General features: G+C 74.8%; 19 protein-coding genes. 11 read left to right on the top strand and 8 right to left on the bottom strand.

Annotated features, from left to right (window positions below):
• Positions 1-14 precede the first annotated feature (14 nt).
• Complete coding sequence (locus ACPCUX_RS03195) at positions 15-1574, bottom strand: MFS transporter (protein ID WP_423388148.1); 1560 nt, start codon at positions 1572-1574, stop codon at positions 15-17.
• 225 nt (positions 1575-1799) lie between these two features.
• Here ACPCUX_RS03195 and ACPCUX_RS03190 point away from each other — a divergent pair, with 225 nt between their 5' ends.
• The gene (locus ACPCUX_RS03190) at positions 1800-2426 is read left to right on the top strand and encodes a TetR/AcrR family transcriptional regulator (protein WP_034655557.1); all 627 of its coding nucleotides are present in this window, start codon (positions 1800-1802) and stop codon (positions 2424-2426) included.
• A gap of 91 nt (positions 2427-2517) precedes the next feature.
• On the opposite strand, the gene ACPCUX_RS03185 is transcribed toward ACPCUX_RS03190, so the two are convergent.
• The 3 genes from ACPCUX_RS03185 to ACPCUX_RS03175 form a co-directional block, all read right to left on the bottom strand.
• Complete coding sequence (locus ACPCUX_RS03185) at positions 2518-4254, bottom strand: hypothetical protein (RefSeq protein ID WP_423388147.1); 1737 nt, start codon at positions 4252-4254, stop codon at positions 2518-2520.
• A 134-nt stretch (positions 4255-4388) separates the two neighbouring features.
• A complete protein-coding gene (locus ACPCUX_RS03180; protein ID WP_043654330.1) occupies positions 4389-4841 on the bottom strand; it encodes a VOC family protein in 453 nt (150 codons plus the stop codon).
• 126 nt (positions 4842-4967) lie between these two features.
• Positions 4968-6026: a Ku protein gene (locus tag ACPCUX_RS03175; RefSeq protein ID WP_423388146.1), complete on the bottom strand. Its 1059-nt coding sequence runs from the start codon at positions 6024-6026 to the stop codon at positions 4968-4970.
• Between the two features lie 91 nt (positions 6027-6117).
• Between ACPCUX_RS03175 and ACPCUX_RS03170 the strand changes: the two genes are divergently transcribed.
• Positions 6118-6420: a DUF1905 domain-containing protein gene (locus tag ACPCUX_RS03170; protein WP_031315545.1), complete on the top strand. Its 303-nt coding sequence runs from the start codon at positions 6118-6120 to the stop codon at positions 6418-6420.
• A 41-nt stretch (positions 6421-6461) separates the two neighbouring features.
• Here the strand turns inward: ACPCUX_RS03170 and ACPCUX_RS03165 are convergent, their stop codons facing one another.
• Entirely contained in the window at positions 6462-7160 is a 699-nt protein-coding gene (locus ACPCUX_RS03165; protein WP_137281126.1) for a GTP pyrophosphokinase, read from the bottom strand.
• Positions 7161-7375: 215 nt separating this feature from the next.
• Between ACPCUX_RS03165 and ACPCUX_RS03160 the strand changes: the two genes are divergently transcribed.
• The 5 genes from ACPCUX_RS03160 to ACPCUX_RS03140 all read left to right on the top strand — a co-directional run bounded on the left by ACPCUX_RS03160 (position 7376) and on the right by ACPCUX_RS03140 (position 14085).
• Positions 7376-10030: an ATP-dependent DNA ligase gene (locus ACPCUX_RS03160; protein ID WP_137281060.1), complete on the top strand. Its 2655-nt coding sequence runs from the start codon at positions 7376-7378 to the stop codon at positions 10028-10030.
• 73 nt (positions 10031-10103) lie between these two features.
• Positions 10104-11354: a YncE family protein gene (locus ACPCUX_RS03155; RefSeq protein WP_423388145.1), complete on the top strand. Its 1251-nt coding sequence runs from the start codon at positions 10104-10106 to the stop codon at positions 11352-11354.
• Positions 11351-12568 carry an amidohydrolase gene (locus tag ACPCUX_RS03150; RefSeq protein ID WP_415296387.1) on the top strand — a complete coding sequence of 406 codons (1218 nt, stop codon included), beginning with the start codon at positions 11351-11353 and terminating at the stop codon, positions 12566-12568. Before ACPCUX_RS03155 ends, ACPCUX_RS03150 begins: the two co-directional genes overlap by 4 nt.
• Positions 12569-12696: 128 nt before the next feature.
• Positions 12697-13104, top strand: coding sequence for a VOC family protein (locus ACPCUX_RS03145; protein WP_021482782.1), 408 nt, complete (start codon positions 12697-12699; stop codon positions 13102-13104).
• 45 nt (positions 13105-13149) lie between these two features.
• A complete protein-coding gene (locus ACPCUX_RS03140) occupies positions 13150-14085 on the top strand; it encodes an NADP-dependent oxidoreductase (protein WP_171468097.1) in 936 nt (311 codons plus the stop codon).
• A gap of 82 nt (positions 14086-14167) precedes the next feature.
• Here the strand turns inward: ACPCUX_RS03140 and ACPCUX_RS03135 are convergent, their stop codons facing one another.
• Positions 14168-14560, bottom strand: a complete 393-nt coding sequence (locus tag ACPCUX_RS03135) for a cupin domain-containing protein (RefSeq protein ID WP_085387683.1) — start codon at positions 14558-14560, stop codon at positions 14168-14170.
• A 112-nt stretch (positions 14561-14672) separates the two neighbouring features.
• On the opposite strand from ACPCUX_RS03135, the gene ACPCUX_RS03130 reads away from it, so the two are divergent.
• The gene (locus ACPCUX_RS03130; RefSeq protein ID WP_423388144.1) at positions 14673-15851 is read left to right on the top strand and encodes a M24 family metallopeptidase; all 1179 of its coding nucleotides are present in this window, start codon (positions 14673-14675) and stop codon (positions 15849-15851) included.
• A 43-nt stretch (positions 15852-15894) separates the two neighbouring features.
• On the opposite strand, the gene ACPCUX_RS03125 is transcribed toward ACPCUX_RS03130, so the two are convergent.
• Together ACPCUX_RS03125 and bioB are read right to left on the bottom strand one after the other, a co-directional pair.
• A complete protein-coding gene (locus ACPCUX_RS03125; protein WP_043656825.1) occupies positions 15895-17307 on the bottom strand; it encodes an MFS transporter in 1413 nt (470 codons plus the stop codon).
• 27 nt (positions 17308-17334) lie between these two features.
• Positions 17335-18408: a biotin synthase BioB gene (gene bioB / locus ACPCUX_RS03120; protein WP_423388143.1), complete on the bottom strand. Its 1074-nt coding sequence runs from the start codon at positions 18406-18408 to the stop codon at positions 17335-17337.
• A gap of 218 nt (positions 18409-18626) precedes the next feature.
• Here bioB and ACPCUX_RS03115 point away from each other — a divergent pair, with 218 nt between their 5' ends.
• The 3 genes from ACPCUX_RS03115 to ACPCUX_RS03105 are packed head-to-tail and all read left to right on the top strand — an operon-like array spanning position 18627 to position 20790.
• Positions 18627-19223 (top strand): TetR/AcrR family transcriptional regulator, encoded by a 597-nt coding sequence (locus ACPCUX_RS03115; protein WP_308821016.1) that lies wholly within the window; start codon positions 18627-18629, stop codon positions 19221-19223.
• Positions 19220-19894 carry a pyridoxine/pyridoxamine 5'-phosphate oxidase gene (locus ACPCUX_RS03110; RefSeq protein ID WP_409141457.1) on the top strand — a complete coding sequence of 225 codons (675 nt, stop codon included), beginning with the start codon at positions 19220-19222 and terminating at the stop codon, positions 19892-19894. The genes ACPCUX_RS03115 and ACPCUX_RS03110 overlap by 4 nt, the downstream gene beginning before the upstream one ends.
• Positions 19885-20790: a maleylpyruvate isomerase family mycothiol-dependent enzyme gene (locus tag ACPCUX_RS03105; RefSeq protein ID WP_409141456.1), complete on the top strand. Its 906-nt coding sequence runs from the start codon at positions 19885-19887 to the stop codon at positions 20788-20790. The genes ACPCUX_RS03110 and ACPCUX_RS03105 overlap by 10 nt, the downstream gene beginning before the upstream one ends.
• Positions 20791-20824 lie beyond the last annotated feature (34 nt).

The following is a 20824-nucleotide window of genomic DNA, read 5'->3' as shown; positions in this document are numbered from 1 at the left end:
GGGGCGGCGCGTCGTCAGGACTTCGCGCCCCGCAGCGTGACGAGCGCCATGCCCGCGGCGACGAGCATGAGCACCACGCCGATGAGCGACGTCGTGCCGACGCCGCTGCCGAACGCGGCGTGCGCGGAGTCGAGCAGCGCCTGCGCCTGCCCCGCGGGCAGGGTCGAGGCGGCCTGGGTCGCGCCGCCGAGCGTCTCGGCCGCGGCGACGGCGTCGGCCGCGGGGACGCCCTGCGGGACGACGACGTTCGCGTGGTACGACGCCGTGAGGATGCTCCCCAGGACCGCCGTGCCGAGCACGGCGCCCACCTCGTACGCGGTCTCGGAGATCGCGGACGCGGCACCCGCCTTCGCGGCGGGGACGGACGACACGATGAGGTCGTTCGACACGGTCTCGGCCGCGCCCACGCCGAGCGAGAGCACGACGAACGCGACCATGAGCAGCGCGAGCGTGCTCTGCCCGGCGCCCGCGGCGACGATCGCGTAGCCCGTCGCGGAGAACAGCAGCGCGACGGCGACGACGTGCGCCGGGCGCACGCGCCGCACCACCCGGACGACGCCGAGCCCGGCGACGATCATGACGACCAGCCCGGGCAGGAGCGCGACGCCGGCCTGCATCGGGCCGAGCCCGAGCACGAGCTGGACGTCCTGCGACACGAAGAACAGGAAGCCGACGAGCGAGAACACGGACAGCAGGTTGACGAGCACCGCGCCGCTGAAGGCACCGCGCGTGAAGAGGCGCACGTCGATCATGGGGTTGGACCGGTGGAGCTGACGGCGCACGAACAGCACGCCCGCGGCGAGCCCGACGGCGACGCTCGCGAGCGCGACCACGCTCGGGCCGGACTTCGCGAAGGTCTTGATGCCGTAGACGACCGGGGTCATGGTCGCCATGACGAGCACGATCGACAGGACGTCGATCCGGCCCGGCGCGGGGTCGCGCGACTCGGGCACGAAGAACGGCGCGAGCGCGAGCAGCAGCACGAGCACCGGGACGGCGAGGAGGAAGACCGAGCCCCACCAGAAGTGCTCGAGGAGGAAGCCGCCGACGATCGGCCCGAGCGCGGACCCGGCCGCGAACCCGGCGGCCCAGACGGCGATGGCGAGCCGGCGCTCCTCGCGGTCGGTGAAGACGTTGCGCAGGATCGAGAGCGTCGACGGCATGAGCATGGCGCCGAAGAAGCCGAGCGCGGCGCGCGACGCGACGAGCGCGCCGGCGCTGGGCGCGTAGGCCGCGACCACGGAGACGGCGGCGAAGCCCACCGCGCCGGTGAGGAGCAGCCGACGGCGGCCGACACGGTCGGCGAACGAGCCCATCGGCACGAGCAGGCCGGCGAGCACGAGCGGGTAGATGTCGATGATCCACAGCAGCTGCGTCCCGGTGGGGCGCAGCGACTCGGAGATCTGGGGCAGCGCGAAGCTGAGCACGGTGTTGTCGACCGACACGAGCAGCACCGGGAGCATGAGCACGGCGAGCGCGAACCAACGGCCGGCGGCGCCGCGTGCGGGTCCGCGCGTCGCGGGCTCGTGCTGGGCGGCGGTCCCGGTCGGGGTCGTCGTCACGGGGGTCGTCACGGCGAGGGGTCCTTCCACGTCTTCCGGGCGGCCGGGGCGACGCGGTGGCGCCGAACTTCCAGACCGTCCAGACGGTATAGTAACGATGGGACAGGCCACCGTCATCCCGCCCGCGACTGTGACGCTCCGCACCGCGCCGTCTCCCCCGACCGGCGCCCCCGCGCCGGCCGCGGGCTCGCCGCCCACCGGCCTGCGGGTCCGCACGGGCCGACTACCCTCGGTGCCATGCCGCCGCCCCCCGCTGCTCGCGCCAAGGTCCTGCGGGCGTTCGCGTCCCTGCTCGTCGAGCAGGGCGAGCGCGCCGCCACGCTCGAGGCGGTCGCCGAGCGCGCCGGGGTGTCCAAGGGCGGGCTGCTCTACCACTTCGGCTCCAAGGACGCGCTCGCCGACGGCCTCACCGAGCACCTCCGGGAGCTCACCGCCGCCGACGTGGAGGCCATGCGCGCCGCCCCCGCGGGGGCCGTCGACTACCTCATCCGCACCTCGACGCTCGTCGACACGGAGTTCGAGCTCGTCTACCTCGCCGTGTCCCGGCTCGCGCAGGGGTCGTACCCGCGCGCCCGTGCTGCGCTCGACGGCGCGCACGACGCGTGGACCCGTGCCGTGCTCGACGAGGTCGGCGACCCCGTCGTCGCCCACGCGATCGTCCTGCTCAGCGACGGCCTCTACGCGCACGCCGCGCTGAGCAGCGACGTGCTCGGCCGCGTCACGGGCGGCGACGAGGGGGACGACGGCGACGGCACGCCGGGCGAGGACCTCGCCTTCCGCGGCCCCCGCCCCGGCGACGACGTGGACGACCTCCTCGGCCTCATCGGCGAGCTCGTCGCGCTCCGCCGGACGGCCACCGCCTGAGGCGCCGCCCGGAGGCACGAGAGAGGCCCGGCGGGGCGCCGCAGGGCGCCCCGCCGGGCCTCTCCTCGTAGACCGTCGCGAGTCGGGACTGCTAGCCCCCGAACGAGAACGGCACGGACCGCTCGCGCGTCACCGGCCCGCCGTCGACGTCGGCCGTGAACGAGACGTCCACCTGGCCGTCGACCGGTTCCGACGTCCGCACCGCGAACGCCTGGTACGCGCTCGCCCCGGCCGCGACGCGCGGGAAGTGCTTGCGCCCGAACGGCGTCACGACGCTCACGTCCGCGGCACCGTCGCCCTCGTTCAGGACGCGCACGCCGAGGTAGAGCTTGCCGGCGAGCCAGCGCGGGGTCACGTCGACCGAGAAGTGCGGCCCGGGGTCGTCGGCGCACGGGTCGGCCGTCGGCGCGTCCTCCACCGTGGCGCTGTGGAACACGGTGTACGCGCCGCCGTCCGCCGCGACGGTCGCGGAGAGCCGGAGGTCGACGTCGTCGAGCCGCCACGTGGGGTCGTAGGCCGGCGACACGGTCCCGTCGTCGTGGGTGACGAACCCCGGCCACTGCTGGCGCGTCGTCCACGGGTGCCCGAACCCGGCGTCGCCGTAGACGACCTCGTACGGCCCTCCCGGGCCCTCCCACTCGATGAAGAAGGTCGAGTTGTCGTCGGTCGCACCGCGCGGCGGGGTCACGGAGATGTCGACGAGAGGCACGCCGGCGTCGCACGTCGGCAGGACCGACAGGACCTCGAGCTCGCAGCGCGGTCGGACGGCCGATCCCCAGTGCAGGATGACCTGGCTCTCGCCGTAGAAGCTCCACTGGTCGCTGGCCAGGCTGTCGAACCGGTAGCCGGGCGCCGCCGTCGCGACGATCCCCTCCGCGGTCCGCTCGTACGTGACCTCGGCCGTGTCGTCCGGCAGGACGACGTCGTCCGGGGTCGCGTCGCAGTCCGTCGGCACCACGGGCATGACCGGTTCGACGACCGTCGGCTCGACCCAGCAGGGCTCGGTGCTCCCGGTCTCGGTCCGGTCCAGCGCGTCGTCCGCGGCGTCGAGGGCGACCTCCCACTCCTGGGTGCGCGAGCCGTCGATGGTCCACTCGCCCGAGAAGAACCCGCTCTCGTCGACGACCCCGTCGCCGAGGACCTCCCCGTCGAGCCGGACGGCGACGGCCGTGCCCGCCGGGTAGCCCGCGACGTCCACCCACAGCACCTCGCAGTAGGCGCTGACGTCGACGCGCAGGCTCGGGTCGAAGCGGCACGGCTCCGTCGTCCCGGACCAGCTCCGATCGAGCGCGTCCCCGGGCGCGTCGAGCGTGACCGACCAGTCGTGCGGGGTCCGCCAGTCCAGCGGCCAGCCGGTCCAGAAGGAACCGGTGAAGGTCTCGTCGCCGACCACGGCACCGTCGACGCTCACGACGACGCGCGAGCCCTCCGGGTACCCGCCCACGTTGGTCGACAGCTCACCGCACGAGGCCCAGGCGTCGGCCCAGACGTTCGGGTCGGTGTCGCACGGGACGGTGCTGCCGCTGTCGGAGAAGTCCCCGTCCGCTCCGTCCGGTGCGTCCACGACGACGCTCCAGTCGTGCGGGACGGAGAAGTCGAGATCGCGCCAGAAGGAGTAGGACGTGTCGAACGTCGTGCTCTCGACGGTCTCGCCGTCGAGGGTCACGACGACGGACGTGCCCTGCGGGTAGTCGTCGAGGCTGACGTAGAGGGAGTTGCAGGAGGGCTGGACGGAGGGGGTGGCGGCGGCTGCGGGGGTCGCGGTGGCGACGCCCAGCCCGCCGAGGGCCAGCACCGTCCCCACGGTGCCGGCAAGGAGCTTCTTCACTCGGTTCGTGATCCTTCACGAGAGGACGGCGCGCGCCGTCGCGGATGTCGAGCGCATTCAACCAGACCTGGGGGCTGCCTGGACATCCCCGAGGAGCCGCCCGCCCTCCGGGATCACGCGCGGCGGCGTCCGGCTCAGCCCTCGTAGGCGGCGCGCAACGGCACCAGGTCGAGCTTGGACTGCGTCATCATCACGTCCACGACGCGCTGCACGCGCGCCGGGTCGGGATCCTGCAGCATCGCGAGGAACTCGAGCGGCACGACCTGCCACGACAGCCCGAACCGGTCCTTGAGCCAGCCGCACTGCGACTCCTGGCCACCGTCGGTGAGCGCGGCCCAGTACTCGTCGACCTCGTCCTGGGACTCGCACTCGACGACGAACGACACCGCCTCGGTGAAGGGGAACTGCGGCCCGCCGTTGATGGCGTCGAACCGCTGGCCGGCGAGCTCGAAGTCCGCCGACACGGCGGTGCCGTCGGGCTGGCGGAACACGTCGCCCACCTTCGCGTCGGGGAAGACGCTCGAGTAGAACGTGATGGCCTCCTCGAGGTTGCCGTCGAACCACAGGCTCGGCACGATCGCGCGCATCGTCGTCTCCTTCGCAGGGCCTCGCGGGCGGCCGGTCGACCGCCCATCCGTTCCGACGGGTGCCGGGCGCGGAACTCATCGCACCCGCCCGGGATCGCGCGGTGCGCGCCCGCCCGCCGTCCGGTGCTAGGCGGACGCCTTCTTCCGGGTCGTCTTCGAGGTGGTCGACTTCTCCTTCGTGGAGGCGGCGCGGCTCGTGCTCTTCTTCGCGGCCGGCTTCGACGCCGCCTTCTCCTTCGTGCCCGAGCTCTTGCTCGCGCTCGTCGACCGGGAACCGCTCGACCCCTTGCCCGACGAGGAGCCCGCGCGGCTGGAGCCCGACTTCGCGGTCGACCCGGAGCCCGACCCGGACTTTGAACCTGAGCCTGAACCTGAGGCCTTCCCCCCGCTCGCGCGCGAGCTCTTCGACGACGCGACCGACTTGCGCAGCGCCTCCATGAGGTCGATGACCTCCGCGCCCTCGCCCTCCTCCGGCTGCTCGCCGAAGGTCTCGGCGGTGTCCAGCGCGTCGCCCTGCTCGAGCTTGGCGTCGATGAGCTGGCGGAGCTGCGCCTGGTAGTCGTCCTCGTACTCCTCCGGCGTGAAGTCCGCCTCGAAGCTCGCGACGAGCTGCGCCGACATGGCGAGCTCCTTGTCGGTCACCTTCGCCTCGTCGTCGAGCGAGGGGAACGCGGCCTCGCGCACCTCGTCGGCCCACAGCAGCGTCTGGAGCACGAGCACGTCGTCCCGCACGCGCAGCGCCGCGAGCCGCGTGCGCTGCCGGAGCGCGAACTTCACGATCGCCGTCCGGTCGGTCTCCTCGAGCGTGCGCCGCATGAGCACGTACGCCTTGTTGGACTTCGAGTCGGGCTCCAGGTAGTAGCTGCGGTCGAGCAGGAGCGGGTCGATCTGCTCGCTCGGCACGAACTCCACGACCTCGATCTCACGGCTGCGCTCGGCGGGGAGCGCGGCGAAGTCCTCGCTCGTCAGCACGACGGTGCGCTCGCCGTCGTCGTACGCCTTGTCGATGTGCTCGTACGGCACGACCTCGCCGTCGATCTCGCACACGCGCCGGTAGCGGATGCGGCCGCCGTCCTTGTCGTGGACCTGGTGCAGCGGCACGTCGTGGTCCTCCGTCGCGGAGTACACCTTGACCGGCACGTTGACGAGGCCGAACGTGATGGCGCCCTTCCAGATGGCCCTCATCCGTCCATGGTGGCGTCACCGGCGCCCGCCCGCGAGGGATACGGCGCGACGTCGGCACCCGCGTGTGGGTGGTCCGCGGCACCATGGACGGGTGGCGGGGACGAGGTTCGAGTTCGAGGCTGAGCTGTGGCGGTGGGAGGCGCGCACCGACAGCTGGGTGTTCGCCGCGCTCCCGGAGGACGTGAGCGACGAGATCGCGGAGCTGCCGCTGCCGCCCGCGGGGTTCGGCTCGGTCAAGGTCGAGGTGACGCTCGGGGCGCAGCGCTGGTCCACGTCGGTGTTCCCCGACGCGCAGCGCAAGACGTTCGTCGTGCCGATCAAGGCCGCGGTCCGCCGCGCCGAGGGCGTCGACGTCGGCGACCGGGTGCGGATCGGCGTCGAGACGCTGGTCTGAGCGGCCCGACGTCGTCGCGCGGCCCGTGCGGGCGCGTCGCCTCAGCCGTCGTGGCGGCGTTCGTGGAACGCCTCGTCGGCGACCTGCGCCGTCCGCATGAAGCTCTCCATCACCTCGCGCGGCGTGGCGAGCTCGTCGGTGTTCTCGACCGGCTCCGGTACGCCGTCGAGGCTGCGCACCTCGTCGTGGATGCGCTCCATCGTCGTGTCGAGGGTCGCGGCGACGTCCGCCGCGAGCTTGAGCGCGTCCGTCAGGTGCTGAGGGACGTCCCGCTGGTACTTGTAGTAGATCTTGTGCTCCAGGCTCGCCCAGAAGTCCATGGCGATCGTGCGGAGCTGGATCTCGACGACGACGTCCTCGACGCGGTCGGAGAGGAACACCGGCACCTTCACGATGAGGTGCAGGCTCTTGTAGCCGTTGCCCTTCGGGTGCGCGATGTAGTCGCGCTCCTCCAGGACCGTGAGGTCGCGCTGGCCCACGAGCAGGTCGCGCACGCGGTAGATGTCGGAGACGAACGCGCACGTGACGCGGACGCCCGCGACGTCGAACATGTTCTCCCGCACGCCCTCCGGGGTGAGCGGGATCCCCTTGCGGCGCGCCTTCGCGACGATCGACTCGAGCGACTTCAGGCGCGAGCCCAGGTGCTCGATCGGGTTGTCGTCGTGCACGTGCCGGAACTCGTCGCGGAGCACGGTGATCTTCGTCATCACCTCGTCGATGCCGAACTTGTAGTTCATCATCAGGCGACGGAACTCGCGGACGCGGGGACCGATCTCCGCGGGGAGCGGTACGTCGTCGGTCGTCAGGTGCGGCACGGTGATCCTCTCGGTCCGGCATCGACCCCGGGCGGGCTCCCCGGCCGGTCGGACAGCCCCACCCAGTGTCCACGGTCGAGGACGCCGAGAAGTTCCCGCCACGGCGGGCGACGCCGTCGGGCCCGCGCCACGATGGGCCCATGGCCACCACATCCAGCCGGGCGGGCGAGACGGTGAACGTCGGTGGTCACCGCCTGCGGCTCACCAACCTGGACAAGGTCCTCTACCCCGCCACCGGCACGACGAAGGCCGACGTCCTCGCGTACCTCGCGGCCGTCGCCGACGTCATGCTCCCCCACTGCGCCAACCGGCCCGCGACGCGCAAGCGGTGGCCCGACGGCGTCGACGGCCAGGTGTTCTTCCAGAAGAACGCGGGCCAGGGCGTCCCGTCCTGGGTGCGCACGCGGCGCATCCAGCACAAGAGCAGCGCCAACGACTACGTGCTGGTCAACGACCTCGCGACCCTCACGTGGCTCGGCCAGACGGCGTCGCTCGAGCTCCACGTGCCGCAGTGGCAGTTCGGTCGCACCGGGGCGCACCTCGACCCCGACCGCCTCGTCCTCGACCTCGACCCCGGCCCGGGGGCCGGGCTGGCGGAGTGCGCGGAGGTCGCACGCCAGGCGCGGCAGATCCTCCAGGGCATGGGCCTCGAACCCCTGCCCGTGACGAGCGGGTCCAAGGGCATCCACCTGTACGCCGCGCTCGACGGCAAGCAGGACGCCGCGGCCGTCTCCGCCGTCGCGCACGAGCTCGCCCGCTACCTCGAGGCCGAGCACCCCGACCTCGTCGTGAGCGACATGAAGAAGTCGCTGCGCGGCGGCAAGGTGCTCGTGGACTGGAGCCAGAACAACGGCAACAAGACGACGATCGCGCCCTACTCGCTGCGCGGGCGCGAGCACCCCACCGTCGCCGCGCCCCGCACCTGGGAGGAGCTCGACGACCCGGACCTGCGCCACCTCGACCTCGACGAGGTCGTCGAGCGCGTGCGCACCCTGGGCGACCCGCTCGCCGCGCTCACGCAGGGGCACCTCTCCGCGCTCGAGCCCACGCCCGCGCGCATGGCGACGTTCGAGCGCAAGGGGGGTGCGGCGTCGGGCGGCGACGCCGCGGACGGCGGGACGGACGACGAGCGGCCCGACCGCCTGCACCGGTACCGCTCCATGCGCGACGCCGGGCGCACGCCCGAGCCCGTCCCGGACGAGGCGCCGCCGCCGAGCGCGGGCAACAGCTTCGTCATCCAGGAGCACCACGCCCGCCGCCTGCACTGGGACTTCCGGCTGGAGCACGACGGCGTGCTCGTGAGCTGGGCGCTCCCGCGCGGCGAGCCGACCGACCCGAAGAAGAACCACCTCGCCGTCCAGACCGAGGACCACCCGCTCGCCTACGGCTCGTTCGAGGGCACGATCCCGAAGGGCGAGTACGGCGCCGGCGAGGTGACCATCTGGGACGCCGGCACGTACGAGCTCGAGAAGTGGCGCGACGGCGAGGAGGTCATCGTCACGCTCCACGGCGAGCAGCACGGCACCCGCCGCCTCGCGCTCATCCACACGGGCGGACGCGACGGCCGCGACGAGGACAACTGGCTGATCCACCTCATGGCGCCACGTGGTGAGCCGAAGAAGGCGGGTGGGGCGCTCGCGCCGGGTCGTGGCGGGTCTGGCGGGAGCGCCGAGGAACGAGGCGCGGATGGTAGACCCGGCGCGAGCGCCCCACCCGCCACCCGACCCGACCACGAGCAGCGCACGGAGCGCGACGACGCCCCGGAGCCACGGCCCGCGCGGACGGACTGGCGACCGATGCTCGCGTCGCCCGCGTCGGCGGGCGACCTGCACGACGGCGACGCGTGGGCGTTCGAGATGAAGTGGGACGGGTTCCGGACGCTCGCGCACGTGTCCGAGGGGCGCGTGCGGCTCGTGAGCCGCTCGGGCAAGGACATGTCGGTGACGTACCCGGAGCTGCAGGCGCTCGCGGAGCAGGTCCCGGCCGAGGCGCTGCCGGTGGTGCTGGACGGGGAGATCGTCGCGCTCGACGCGCGGGGGCGGCCGAGCTTCCGGCGCCTCCAGCAGCGCGCGAACATCGCCAAGCCGGGGGACGTCGCCGCGGCGCGACGGCGGGTCACGGTCGACCTCATGGTGTTCGACGTCCTGGAGACCGGCGGGCGGTCGCTCGCGAAGCGCCCGTACGACGAGCGGCGCGAGGTGCTGGAGGACGTGCTGCGCGACGCCGTCGCCCCGGTGCACGTGCCGCCGGTCTTCGACGGGGACCTGGAGGCCGCGATGGAGACGTCGAGGCGGCTGGGGCTCGAGGGCGTGGTCGCGAAGCGGCGCGACGGGACGTACTCGTCGGGTCGCCGCTCGGCGCTGTGGCTGAAGCTCAAGCACGCGCAGTCGCAGGAGGTCGTCGTGGTCGGGTGGCGGCCGGGCCACGGCGAGCGGACGCACCTCGTCGGGTCCCTGCTGCTCGCCGTGCCCGACGACGGCCGCCTCGTCTACGTGGGCCGGGTCGGGTCGGGCTTCACGGACGCCGAGCGACGCGACCTGGTCGCCGAGCTCGACCGGATCGGGCGCACGACGCCGCCCGCGGTGGGCGTGCCGCGCGAGGACGCGCGCGACGCGCACTGGGTGTCGCCGCGGCGGGTCGCGGAGGTCGTCTACGCGGAGTGGACGGGCGCCGGGGAGGGCGACGGCGACGACGTCCCGTTCGGCAAGCTGCGCCATCCCGTGTGGAAGGGGTGGCGCCGGGACAAGTCGCCGGACGACGTCGTGCTGGAGGCGCCCGCGACGCTCGAGGGCTGACCCGGCCGCGGGCCTCGGTCGGTCGCCGCATCACGCCCGCGGGGCGCTCGGACGATTGGTATACCATTTGGCCATGGCTGCCCCTCCCCTCTCGCGCCGCACCGACCGGTCCGGGGACCGTCGACCGCGCCGCGCGGCGGTGTGGGCCGCGGCGTTCGGCGTCGCCGCCCTCGCCGCGTGCACGCCCGGCGGGGCGGGCGACGACGCCGAGCCCGCTGCGCCGCCGAGCCCGGCCGCCACCCCGCAGGCTCCGGCGACGACGCCCGCGGACGACCCGACGACCCCCGCGCCCGACGCCGTCCCCGCCGTCGAGACCCCGCGGTTCCTGCTCGCGACCGAGGCGGAGTCCGACGGCCTCGCGATCGTCGACCCGACGATCCGGGAGGGCAGCGCCGTCGTCGACCGCATCGAGGTCGGGGCCGCGCCGTGGGGCGTCGCCGTGCACGCCCCGACGATGCGCGCCTACGTCTCGACGGCCCAGGGCGTCGCCGTCGTGGACCTCGCGACGCGCGAGCGGGTCGACCTCCTCCCCTACCGGGACGCGCCCGCGCGCGTCGCGTTCGGCGAGTACCGCCGCGGCGGCATGGGCATCGCCGTCTCGCCCGACGGCGCCCGCGTCCACGTCGCCGTCCACCGCGGCGACTCGTCGACGCTCGAGACGATCGACGTCGCGTCGCGCGAGGTCGTCGCGAGCACGCCCGTGGGGCTGCGACCGTTCGACGTGCTCGTCGCCGCCGACGGCAGCAAGGTCTACACCGTCGACCACGACGCGTTCTCCGTGCACGTCGTCGACACCACAACGTTCGAGGCCCGGCGGATCGAGGTCGCGCCGTTCGGCACGGACGGCGGGCTCGCGTCGTTCGAGAAGCCGCACTACGCGGTGCTCGACGACGACGGCTCGCTCCTGCTGCCCTACCAGGGCCGCGTGCTGGTCCGCCTCGACCCGGCCACCGGCACGACGACGACCGTCGCCTCGGTGGCGGACAGCCACCAGCACGGCGTCGCCCGCGCGCCCGACGGCCGCGTCGTCGTCGTGGGCAACGGCCCGTTCGGCAACGCCACGGGCGGGCCGAACGTGACGGTGCTCGACCCGGCGACCGGCGCAGAGCAGGTCGCCCCGCTCACGCGCCGCCACGAGACCGTGACGACGTGGACCGACCCCGCGACGGGCCGCCCGAGCGCCGTGCTCGCCGGCGGGTACACGCAGGCCGAGGCGTGGGACGGCGCGACCGTCGTCGACCTCGGCACGCTCGACACGTACGAGATCCAGATCCCCGGACGGCCCCAGGTCGTCGTCCCGCTGCCGGAAGGACCCGCCGCATGACCACCGCCCGCACCCCCGAGACCGTCACCGTCCTGCGCGACGTCCGCCCCTGGGGCGGCGAGCCGGTCGACCTGCACGTCGCGGACGGCCGCATCGCCGCGGTGACGCCGCACGACCCGGCGGCCGGCACGGTGCCGGAGGCCGGCGTGGTGGACGGCCGCGGCCTGCTCGCGCTCCCGGGCCTCGTCAACGCCCACGCGCACGTCGACAAGAGCTGGTGGGGCCGGCCCTGGGTGAGCTACGGCGGCGAGGCGACGACGCAGGGCCGCATCGCGCACGAGCGCGCGCACCGCGACGAGCTCGGCATCCCGGGCGTCGACGTGACGCTCACGGTGCTGCGCGAGTTCGTGCGGCACGGCACGACGGCGATCCGCACCCACGTCGACGTCGACCTCGGCCTGGGGCTGCGCGGCATCGAGGTCGTGCGCGAGGCGCTCGCCGCGCTGGACGGCGCCGTGCACGCCGAGATCGTCGCGTTCCCGCAGGACGGCGTGCTGCGCCGGCCCGGGGTGCTCGACCTGCTCGACGCGGCCGCCGCCGCGGGCGCCGAGCACGTCGGCGGCCTCGACCCGGCGTCGATCGACCGCGACCCCGTCGGCCAGCTCGACGGGCTGTTCGCGATCGCCGAGCGGCGTGGCGTCGGGGTCGACGTGCACCTCCACGACGGCGGGGACCTCGGCGCGTTCCAGGTCGAGCTCATGATCGACCGCACCCTGCGCGCCGGCCTCCAGGGGAAGGTCAACGTGGCGCACGGCTTCGCGGTCGGCGACGTCCCGGCGTCGCGCCAGGCGGACCTCGTCGCCGCGATGGGCGAGGCCGGCATCACCATGACCACGGTCGCGCCGATCGGTGCCGCTCCCCTGCCCGTGCACGCGCTGCGCGCGGCGGGCGTCGCCGTCGGGCTCGGCACGGACGGCATCCGCGACCTGTGGTCCCCCTACGGGACCGGCGACCTCCTCGCGCTGACGACCCAGCTCGCCCGCCTCTCGCGCTTCCGGTACGACGAGGAGCTCGTCACCGCCGCACGCGTCGCGACGTCCGACGCCGCGCGCTTCGTCGGCCGCGACGTCCACGACCTCGTCGTCGGCGCACCCGCGGACGTGGTGCTCGTCGACGCGGAGAACGTGCCCGACGCCGTCGTGCGCGCCCCGCGCCGCGCGCTCGTCGTCGCGGGCGGCCGGGTCGTGGCCCGCGACGGCGACGTGCTCGTCTGACGTCGCGCCGAGGCAGGGCGGCGCCCGGTCGCGCCACCGCGCGGCCGGGCGATGAGTTCCCGGGCGGGCCGTCGTCTACCCCGACGACACCCGCACCGGGCGACCCGCCCGCCACACCGGAGGACCGCATGAGCACCCAGATCTTCGTCAACCTGCCCGTCCAGGACCTCGACGCCGCCAAGGCGTTCTACACCGCGCTGGGGTACACCGTGAACGAGCAGTTCACGGACGAGAACGCGTCCTCGATCGTCCTCAGCGACACGATCTACGTGATGCTCCTCACCGCGGAGTTCGCGCAGCGGTTCACGAACAAGGCGATCGCCGACGCGACCGCCACGACCGAGGTCATCAACGCTCTGAGCGTCGGCTCCCGCGCCGAGGTCGACCGGCTCGTCGACGCCGCGTTCGCCGCCGGCGCGACCGCGGTCAAGGACCCCCAGGAGGAGGGCGGCTTCATGTACTCGCGGAGCTTCGCCGACCTCGACGGGCACCAGTGGGAGGTCCTCCACATGGACCCCACCGCGTTCGAGGGCTGACCGCGCCGCGGGAATCCGTCGGGCGTCCGCGGGGTTGCCGCCCGTATGCGAGCCATCACCTACTCCCGCTACGGCGGCCCCGACGTCCTCGAGACGACCGACCTCCCGACCCCCAAGGTCGGCCCCGACTCCGTCCTCGTGCGCGTGCGCGCCGCGAGCGTGAACCCGGTGGACTGGAAGGTCCGGGAGGGGTACCTCGACCAGGTCATGGACGCCGTCTTCCCCGTCGTGCCCGGCTGGGACGTGGCGGGCGTCGTCGAGCGCGTGGGCCTGGACACCCCCGAGCTCCAGGTCGGCGACGAGGTGTACGGGTACGTGCGCAAGGACGTCGTGGGCGGCGAGGTCTCGGGCGGCACGTTCGCCGAGCTCGTCGCGGCGCCCGTCCGGACGCTCGCGCGCAAGCCGGCGGCGTGGTCGTTCGAGGAGGCGGCGGCCGTGCCCCTCGCCGGGCTGACGGCGTACCAGACCATCCGGCGCACCGGCCTCGCCGCGGGCCAGACGGTGCTCGTGCACGCCGCCGCCGGCGGCGTCGGGTCGTTCGCCGTCCAGATCGCGAAGGCGCTCGGGGCGCGCGTCCTCGGGACGGCGTCGGAGCGCAACCACGACTTCCTGCGGTCGCTCGGCGCGGAGCCGGTGACGTACGGCGACGGGCTCGCGGAGCGGGTCCGGGCGCTCGCGCCCGAGGGCGTGGACGTGGTCCTCGACTACGTGGGCGGCGACGCGCTCGACTCGGTCCCGCAGGTGCTGCGCGACGGCGGTACGGTCGCCTCGATCACGGACGCACGGGCCCGCGACGAGCTGGGCGGGCACTACGTGTGGGTGCGCCCCGACGCAGCCGACCTCACCGAGCTCGCGCGGCTCGGCGACGAGGGCCTGCTGCGCCCGGAGGTCGCCGAGGTCTTCGACCTCGCCGACGCCGCCGACGCGCACCGCGCGAGCCAGTCCGGGCACGTGCGCGGCAAGGTCGTCGTGCGGGTCTGACCCTCCGAGACCGGCCCGGGCGGCGCCCGATCGACCCGCGGCCGGCCGGTCCGGCACGTCCGGGCCGGTCGGGCTCCGACCGTCAGGCGGTCGGCGGCTCGCCCGGCAGCTCCCGCAGCGGCGACGTCAGGTCGCCGCCCGCGTCGCCCGTGTTGACCGTCCCCTGCCGCTCGACGAGCACCGCGGAGGTCTCGACGGCGGCACGCGGCCGGTGCTCGACGCCCCGCGGCACCACGAACAGGTCGTGCGGGCCCAGCACGACCGCGCGCTCGACGCCGCTGTCGCGCAGGTCGATCGTCAGCTCGCCGTCGAGGACGAGGAACAGCTCGTCGGTCTCGGGGTGCGTGTGCCAGACGAACTCGCCCAGCACCTTCACCACCTTGACGTCGGCGTCGTTGAGGCTCGCCACGCGGTGCGGCTGCCAGTGCCCGTCGAACGTGTCGAGGGCGGCGAGGAGGTTGCGCACGTCGGTCATGCGAGCAGCCTGCCACTCCAGGACCCGACCCGGCCGCCCGAGCGGACCCGCGGAGGACCGACGTCGGGCCGCTCGGGTCGATCTCGGCGGCGAGCGGTGCCACGCTGGGCTCATGTCGAGCACCGATGCCGCACGTCCGGGGGCCGCGTTCGGTCCCGAGGTCTACGCCGCGCGTCGCGAGCGCGCCGCCGCGCACGCGCGCGGGGCCGGTCTCACGGGGCTGCTCGTCTCGCCCGGCCCCGACCTCGCGTACTTCACCGGGTACGCGCCGCCGGAGACGGAGCGGCTGACGCTGCTCACGATCCCTGCCGAGGGGACCGGGACGACCGGCGGCGCGTCCGTCGTCGTGCCGCTGCTCGAGCGGGGCGACCTGGCCTCCGCCCCCGGCGCGGAGGGCCTCGACGTCGTGACGTGGCGCGACGGCGACGACGAGCACGACGCCGCGGCGCGACTCCTCGCCGCGGACGGCACCTACGCCGTCTCGGACGCCACGTGGGCGCTGCACGTGCTCGGGCTCCAGCGCGCGCTGCCCGGCGCCCGCCTCACCGCGTTCTCCGACGCCGTCCCGACGCTGCGGGCCGTCAAGGACGCCGCGGAGGTGGAGCGCCTGGCCGCGGCGGGCGCGGCCGCCGACGCCGCGTTCGCGGACGTCCTGGGCGTCGCGTTCGCGGGCCGGCGCGAGCGGGACGTCGCGGCCGACCTCGACCGGTTCCTGCGCGAGCACGGGCACGAGCAGGTCGACTTCACGCTCGTGTGCTCCGGCCCGAACGGCGCCGACCCCCACCACGACGCGGGCGACCGCGTCATCGAGCCCGGCGACCTCGTCGTGCTCGACTTCGGCGGGCTGCGCGACGGGTACGGGTCGGACACCTCACGGACGGTGCTCGTCGCGGGCGGCACGGACGACGCCCTCGCGGACCAGCAGCGCGAGGTCTACGACGTCGTCCGGCGCGCGCAGCAGGCCGGGGTCGACGCGGTGCGCCCGGGCGCGACGTGCCAGGACGTCGACCGCGCCGCGCGCGCCGTCATCGTCGACGCGGGCTACGGCGAGCAGTTCGTGCACCGCACCGGCCACGGCATCGGCACGACGACGCACGAGCCGCCGTACATGGTGGAGGGCGAGGACCGCCCGATCGAGCCCGGCATGTGCTTCTCCGTCGAGCCGGGCGTGTACCTGCCCGGCCGCTTCGGCGTCCGGATCGAGGACATCGTCGTCGCGTTCCCGCCGGACGTGCCCGACGGCGCACGCCGCCTCAACACCTCGACCCACGACCTGCAGACGGTGCGCTAGCCGTCGGCACGGCGGGCGCGGGACCTCGAGCCGGCACTCCGCCTCAGCCGCTCTGGGCCTCTCCGGCGTCGGCGGCGCGCACACGGTCGTTGCGGATGCCGACCCAGCTGAGCACGCCGCCGAGGACGAGCAGGGCCGCCGTGACGAGGAGCGAGCGGTGGAAGCCGTCGAGGTCGAGCACGCCGCCGACGATCACCCCCGCGAACGCGATGACGACGAGCCCCGCGACGCGCGACACCGCGTTGTTCACCGCGGAGCCGATGCCGGCGTCGGCCGCGGGGATCGAGCCGAGGATCGCCGACGTCAGCGGCGCGACCGTCATCGCGAGGCCCAGGCCGAAGAGCACGAGGCCCGGCAGGACCTGGGTGACGTAGACGGCGTCGTCGGTCGTCGTGAGCAGGAGCAGGTAGCCGGCCCCACCGACGATCGGGCCGAGCGTCATGAACAGGCGCGGGCCGTAGCGGCCCGCGAGCGCCCCGAACCGCGTCGACAGGGCGAGGAGCACGAGCGTGACGGGGAGCTGGGCGAGACCGGCGGCGGTCGCGCTGTACCCGCCGACCTGCTGGAGGAAGAGCGTGACGACGAACCCGCCGAAGTACAGCGCGCCGTAGATCGCCGCGGTCGCGAGGTTGCCCCACGCGAAGTTGCGCACCCGGAACAGGCGCGGCGGCAGCATCGGGTCCGGGGCGCGGCGCTCCCACCCCACGAACGCGGCGAGGCACACGACCCCCACGGCGAACGGCCCCCACACCACGGGGCTCGCCCACCCGAAGCGGCCCTGCTCGATGAGCGCGAACACCGTGCCCGCGAGCCCGACGGCGGCGAGCGTCGCCCCGAGCGTGTCGATGCGCCGTCGCCCACCCGGGCCCGCCGCGGCGCCCGGCTCCTCCGCCGCGGACCGGGGCACGCCGCGCAGCAGCCAGAGCGTGACGGCGACGGGGAGCACGTTGATCCAGAAGACCCAGCGCCACGAGATCGCGTCGATGAGGATGCCGCCGAGCAGCGGCCCGACGAGCGACGCGGTGCTGGTCCACGCGGTCCAGGAGCCGATCGCGCGGGCCTGCCGCTCGCCGTCGAACGTGGAGATGATCATGGCGAGCGAGCTGGGCACGAGCAGGGCGCCCGCGACGCCCTGGAGGCCGCGCGCGACGACGAGGACGAGGCCGTCGGGCGCGAGCGCGCACGCGACCGACGTCACGGCGAACCCGACGAGCCCGATCGCCATGATGCGGCGGCGCCCGTGGACGTCCGACAGCGACCCGGCCAGGAGGATGAGCGCGCCGAGCGTGATCATGTACGCGTCGACGACCCACTGCTGCAGCGCGAGACCGGTGACCGGCCCGGTGGTGAGCTCGGCGGAGATCGCGGGCAGCGCGACGTTGACCACCGAGCCGTCCAGGAACGACACGAACGACGCGAGGACCGCGACCACCAGCACCCGCTGCTGCACCGTCACGCCCTCACGCTACGACGGTCGCGGCGATCAGGCGTTGGGAGCGACGTCCGTCCCCGCCCCGCGGCGGCGCGGCACGACGCGCGACGGCGCCGTCCGCCCGGCGGGTCCGGGCACCTCCTCGACCTCGAGGCCGGCGTCCGCGATCATCGCGAGGTCCGCGGCGGCGTCCTGCCCCTCCGCCGTGAGGTAGTCGCCGAGGAACAGCGAGCTGGCGACGTGCAGGGCGAGCGGCTGGAGGGCTCGCAGGTGGAGCTCCCGCCCGGCGCCCAGGCGCAGCTCGGCCCGGGGCAGCGCGAACCGCGCGGCGGCGAGGATCCGCAGGCACCGTTGCGGCGTGAGCTCGTGCCGGCCGGCGAGCGGCGTCCCCTCGAAGGGCACGAGGAAGTTGACCGGGACGGAGTCCGGGTCGAGCGCCCACAGCTCCAGGAGCACGTCGACCAGCTGCTCGGGGGTCTCCCCCGCCCCCGCGATGAGCCCCGAGCAGGCCGACAGCCCGGCGCCCTGGACGCGCCGGACGGTCGCGACGCGGTCCGCGTAGTCGTGGGTCGTGCAGATCTCGGGGTAGGCGTCCTCCGACGCGTTGAGGTTGTGGTTGTAGGCGGAGGCGCCCGCGTCGCGCAGGCGCTCGGCCTGGCCGTCGGACAGCAGCCCGAGGCACGCGCAGACCTCGACGCCGGGGTGCTCCTCGACGATCTGGGAGACGACCCCGCAGACGCGGGTCACGTCGCGCTCCGTGGGGCCGCGCCCGCTCGCCACGAGGCACACGCGCGACGCCCCGGCGTCGATGCCCGCGCGCGCCGCACCGAGCGCCTCGGGCGCCCGGAGCCACGTGTACCGCAGGATCTCCGCCGCGGACCCGAGCCGCTGGGAGCAGTAGGTGCAGTCCTCGGGGCACAGCCCGGACTTGAGGTTGACGAGGTAGGCGAGCTTCACGCGCCGGCCGAACCACCGGCGTCGGACCCGGGCCGCCGCGGCGACGACGTCCAGGAGGTCGTCGTCGTCGGTCGCGAGGACGGCGAGGAGGCTGTCCGCGGAGGGCGCCTCCTCGCGCGTCGTGGCGGAGACGAGGTCGTCGAGCAACGCGGCGAGGTCGTGGTCCATGGGTCGATCGTGGCGACGCGCGCCGCGCGCGCGCGTGCACGGTCTCTCCAGCGTCGCGTTCCGCCGACCGGGGAGCCCGACGACGCGTTGGTGACGGTCCACAAGACCGGTGGGGCGAGACCGTCGCTCTCCCCCAGGCGCAGGTCGCACCCCGTCGGCCCGGAGACTCGTCCGCGACATACCTAGCGGTAGGTATGGTCGCCCGCTAGGCTCGGACCATGCCGTCCGACACGCCACGCGCGGAGGCGCCCGGCTCGAACCGGGACCGCCTCGTCGCCGCCGCGCAGGAGCTCTTCTGGGCCCAGGGCGTCGGCGCGACGAGCCCGCGCCAGGTCCTCGCCGCGAGCGGCGTCGGGCAGGGCAGCCTCTACCACCACTTCCCCACGAAGCACGACCTCGCCGCCGCGGCCGTGCACGCCACGACGACCGCGGGCCTCGACGCCGCGCGCCGCGACCTCGGCGCGCAGGGCTCCGCCGTCGAGCGCCTCGTCCGCTATCTCGAACGCCCGCGGCCCGCGCTCGCCGGCTGCAAGGTCGGGCGCCTCGTGAGCGACCAGGCCGTCATGGACGACGCCGCGCTCGCCGCTGAGGTGCGCGCCTACTTCCGCGGGCTCGTCGACCTGGCCGCCGCCGTCCTCGTCGAGGGCGGGCTGCCCGACGACGCGGCGCGCGACCGCGCGCACGCCGCCGTCGCCGTCGTGCAGGGCGGGTACGTCCTCGCGCGCGCCCTCGACGACCCGGACGCGATGTCCGCCGCCGCGCGGGGCTTCGTCGCCCTGCTCGACCCGCTCCCGACCACCTCGGAGGACGCATGACCGACGCCGACCGCCCGTCCCTGCGCGAGCGCCTGCGCGCCCTGCCCGTCTTCGGCCCCGACCTCCCCGGTCTCGACGTCGACGCCGCACCCGACGACCCGGGCACGCTCTTCGTCCGCTGGCTCGACGACGCGATCGACGCCGGGCTGCCCGCACCGCACGCCGCCACCCTCTCGACCGCCGACGCGAGCGGCCGCGTGGACGCGCGGACGCTCATCCTCAAGGACGTCGACGGCGACGGGTGGGTCTTCGCGACGCGCGCCGACTCCCCCAAGGGCGTCGCGCTCGCGCAGAACCCGAACGCCGCCCTGACGTTCTTCTGGCGCGAGCACGGTCGGCAGGTCCGCGTGCGGGGGCCCGTCGTGCCGCTGGACGCCGAGACGTCCGCCGCCGACTTCCTGGACCGGTCCGACTTCTCCCGCGCGACCGCCCTCGCCGGGTCGCAGAGCGCCCCGCTCGCGTCCCGCGCCGCCTACCGCGAGGCGTGGGACGCCGCCCTCGACCGCGTGCGGGCGGAGTCCGGGCTCGTCCTCGACGCCTGGACCGCGTACGCGCTCGAGCCGACGAGCGTGGAGTTCTGGGCGTCGTCGGGCGCGGGCCAGACCCGCCTGCGCTACACCGCGGCGTCCGGCGCGCCGACCACCTGGACGAAGGAGCTGCTGTGGCCCTGACCGACGCCCCTGCCCTCACCCCGCCCGACGTCGAGGAGGTCCGGCGCGACGCGCGCGCCGCCCTCGACGCGGTGACCGACGCGGCGCGCGGGCTCGACGCCGCCGGGCTCGACGCGCCGTCGGCACTGCCCGGGTGGTCGCGCAGCCACGTGCTCGCGCACGTCACCGCCATCGGCGAGGCCATGGCACGGCAGGCCGAGCGCGCCGCGCGCGGCGAGCTCGTCGAGGTGTACGACGGCGGCGCGGCCGGGCGCGAGGACGGCATCCGGACGGGCGCGCTGCGCTCGGTCGCGCAGCACGTCGCGGCGCTCGACGCGCTGGCCGACCGCCTCGACGCCGCGTGGCCCGCCGCCGGGTCCGCCGGGTGGTCCGCGCCGGTGACGTACCGCGACGGCACGGTCACGGACGCGCTCGTGGCCTGGTGGCGCGAGGTGCGGATCCACGCGGTCGACCTCGACGCCGGCGTCGGCCTCGACTCCTGGCCTCCCGCGCTCGGGCTGCACCTCCTCGACTTCCTCGGGGTCCGGCTCGCGGACGACGTCGTGGTCGAGCTCGACGGGGCACCAGGAGGCCTCGTCGTGGGCGCCGGCGGCGTCCACGTGGGACCGGGCGCTCTTCGCGTCGGACCGGGCGGCCTCCGCATGGCTGCCGGACCTGAGCCCGCGTCCGAAGCAGAGCCCACGCCCGTGGCCGCAGCCGCGCCCACGTCCGCGCGCGGCCGCTGCGCCGTCGTCGTCCACGGCGGCCTCACCGACGTCGCCGCCTGGCTCGCGGGCCGCGCCCCCGGCACCGAGCCCACCGCCCGCCTCGCGGGCGAGCCCGTGAGCCTCCCCGAGATCGGCCCCTGGCCGTCCCCGTACTCCCCGCCGCCGGAGAACCCCACCCCCGCGAGGTAGAGCCCCGGTCGGCCGAGGTAGAGCCCTGGGCCAC

Source organism: Cellulosimicrobium sp. AB352, assembly GCF_049538415.1.
Classification (GTDB): Bacteria; Actinomycetota; Actinomycetes; order Actinomycetales; family Cellulomonadaceae; genus Cellulosimicrobium; species Cellulosimicrobium funkei.
Note: the sequence above shows the minus strand (reverse complement) of the source record. Positions and strands in the feature narration are given on the sequence as shown.

Bases quoted from the DNA above. Each gene is read 5' to 3' on its own strand.
- ACPCUX_RS03190 (WP_034655557.1), top strand. From the start codon at position 1,800: ATGCCGCCGCCCCCCGCTGCTCGCGCCAAGGTCCTGCGGGCGTTCGCG.
- ACPCUX_RS03180 (WP_043654330.1), bottom strand. From the start codon at position 4,841: ATGCGCGCGATCGTGCCGAGCCTGTGGTTCGACGGCAACCTCGAGGAG.
- ACPCUX_RS03175 (WP_423388146.1), bottom strand. From the start codon at position 6,026: ATGAGGGCCATCTGGAAGGGCGCCATCACGTTCGGCCTCGTCAACGTG.
- ACPCUX_RS03165 (WP_137281126.1), bottom strand. From the start codon at position 7,160: ATGATGAACTACAAGTTCGGCATCGACGAGGTGATGACGAAGATCACC.
- ACPCUX_RS03160 (WP_137281060.1), top strand. From the start codon at position 7,376: ATGGCCACCACATCCAGCCGGGCGGGCGAGACGGTGAACGTCGGTGGT.
- ACPCUX_RS03155 (WP_423388145.1), top strand. From the start codon at position 10,104: ATGGCTGCCCCTCCCCTCTCGCGCCGCACCGACCGGTCCGGGGACCGT.
- ACPCUX_RS03150 (WP_415296387.1), top strand. From the start codon at position 11,351: ATGACCACCGCCCGCACCCCCGAGACCGTCACCGTCCTGCGCGACGTC.
- ACPCUX_RS03145 (WP_021482782.1), top strand. From the start codon at position 12,697: ATGAGCACCCAGATCTTCGTCAACCTGCCCGTCCAGGACCTCGACGCC.
- ACPCUX_RS03140 (WP_171468097.1), top strand. From the start codon at position 13,150: ATGCGAGCCATCACCTACTCCCGCTACGGCGGCCCCGACGTCCTCGAG.
- ACPCUX_RS03135 (WP_085387683.1), bottom strand. From the start codon at position 14,560: ATGACCGACGTGCGCAACCTCCTCGCCGCCCTCGACACGTTCGACGGG.
- ACPCUX_RS03130 (WP_423388144.1), top strand. From the start codon at position 14,673: ATGTCGAGCACCGATGCCGCACGTCCGGGGGCCGCGTTCGGTCCCGAG.
- bioB (WP_423388143.1), bottom strand. From the start codon at position 18,408: ATGGACCACGACCTCGCCGCGTTGCTCGACGACCTCGTCTCCGCCACG.
- ACPCUX_RS03115 (WP_308821016.1), top strand. From the start codon at position 18,627: ATGCCGTCCGACACGCCACGCGCGGAGGCGCCCGGCTCGAACCGGGAC.
- ACPCUX_RS03110 (WP_409141457.1), top strand. From the start codon at position 19,220: ATGACCGACGCCGACCGCCCGTCCCTGCGCGAGCGCCTGCGCGCCCTG.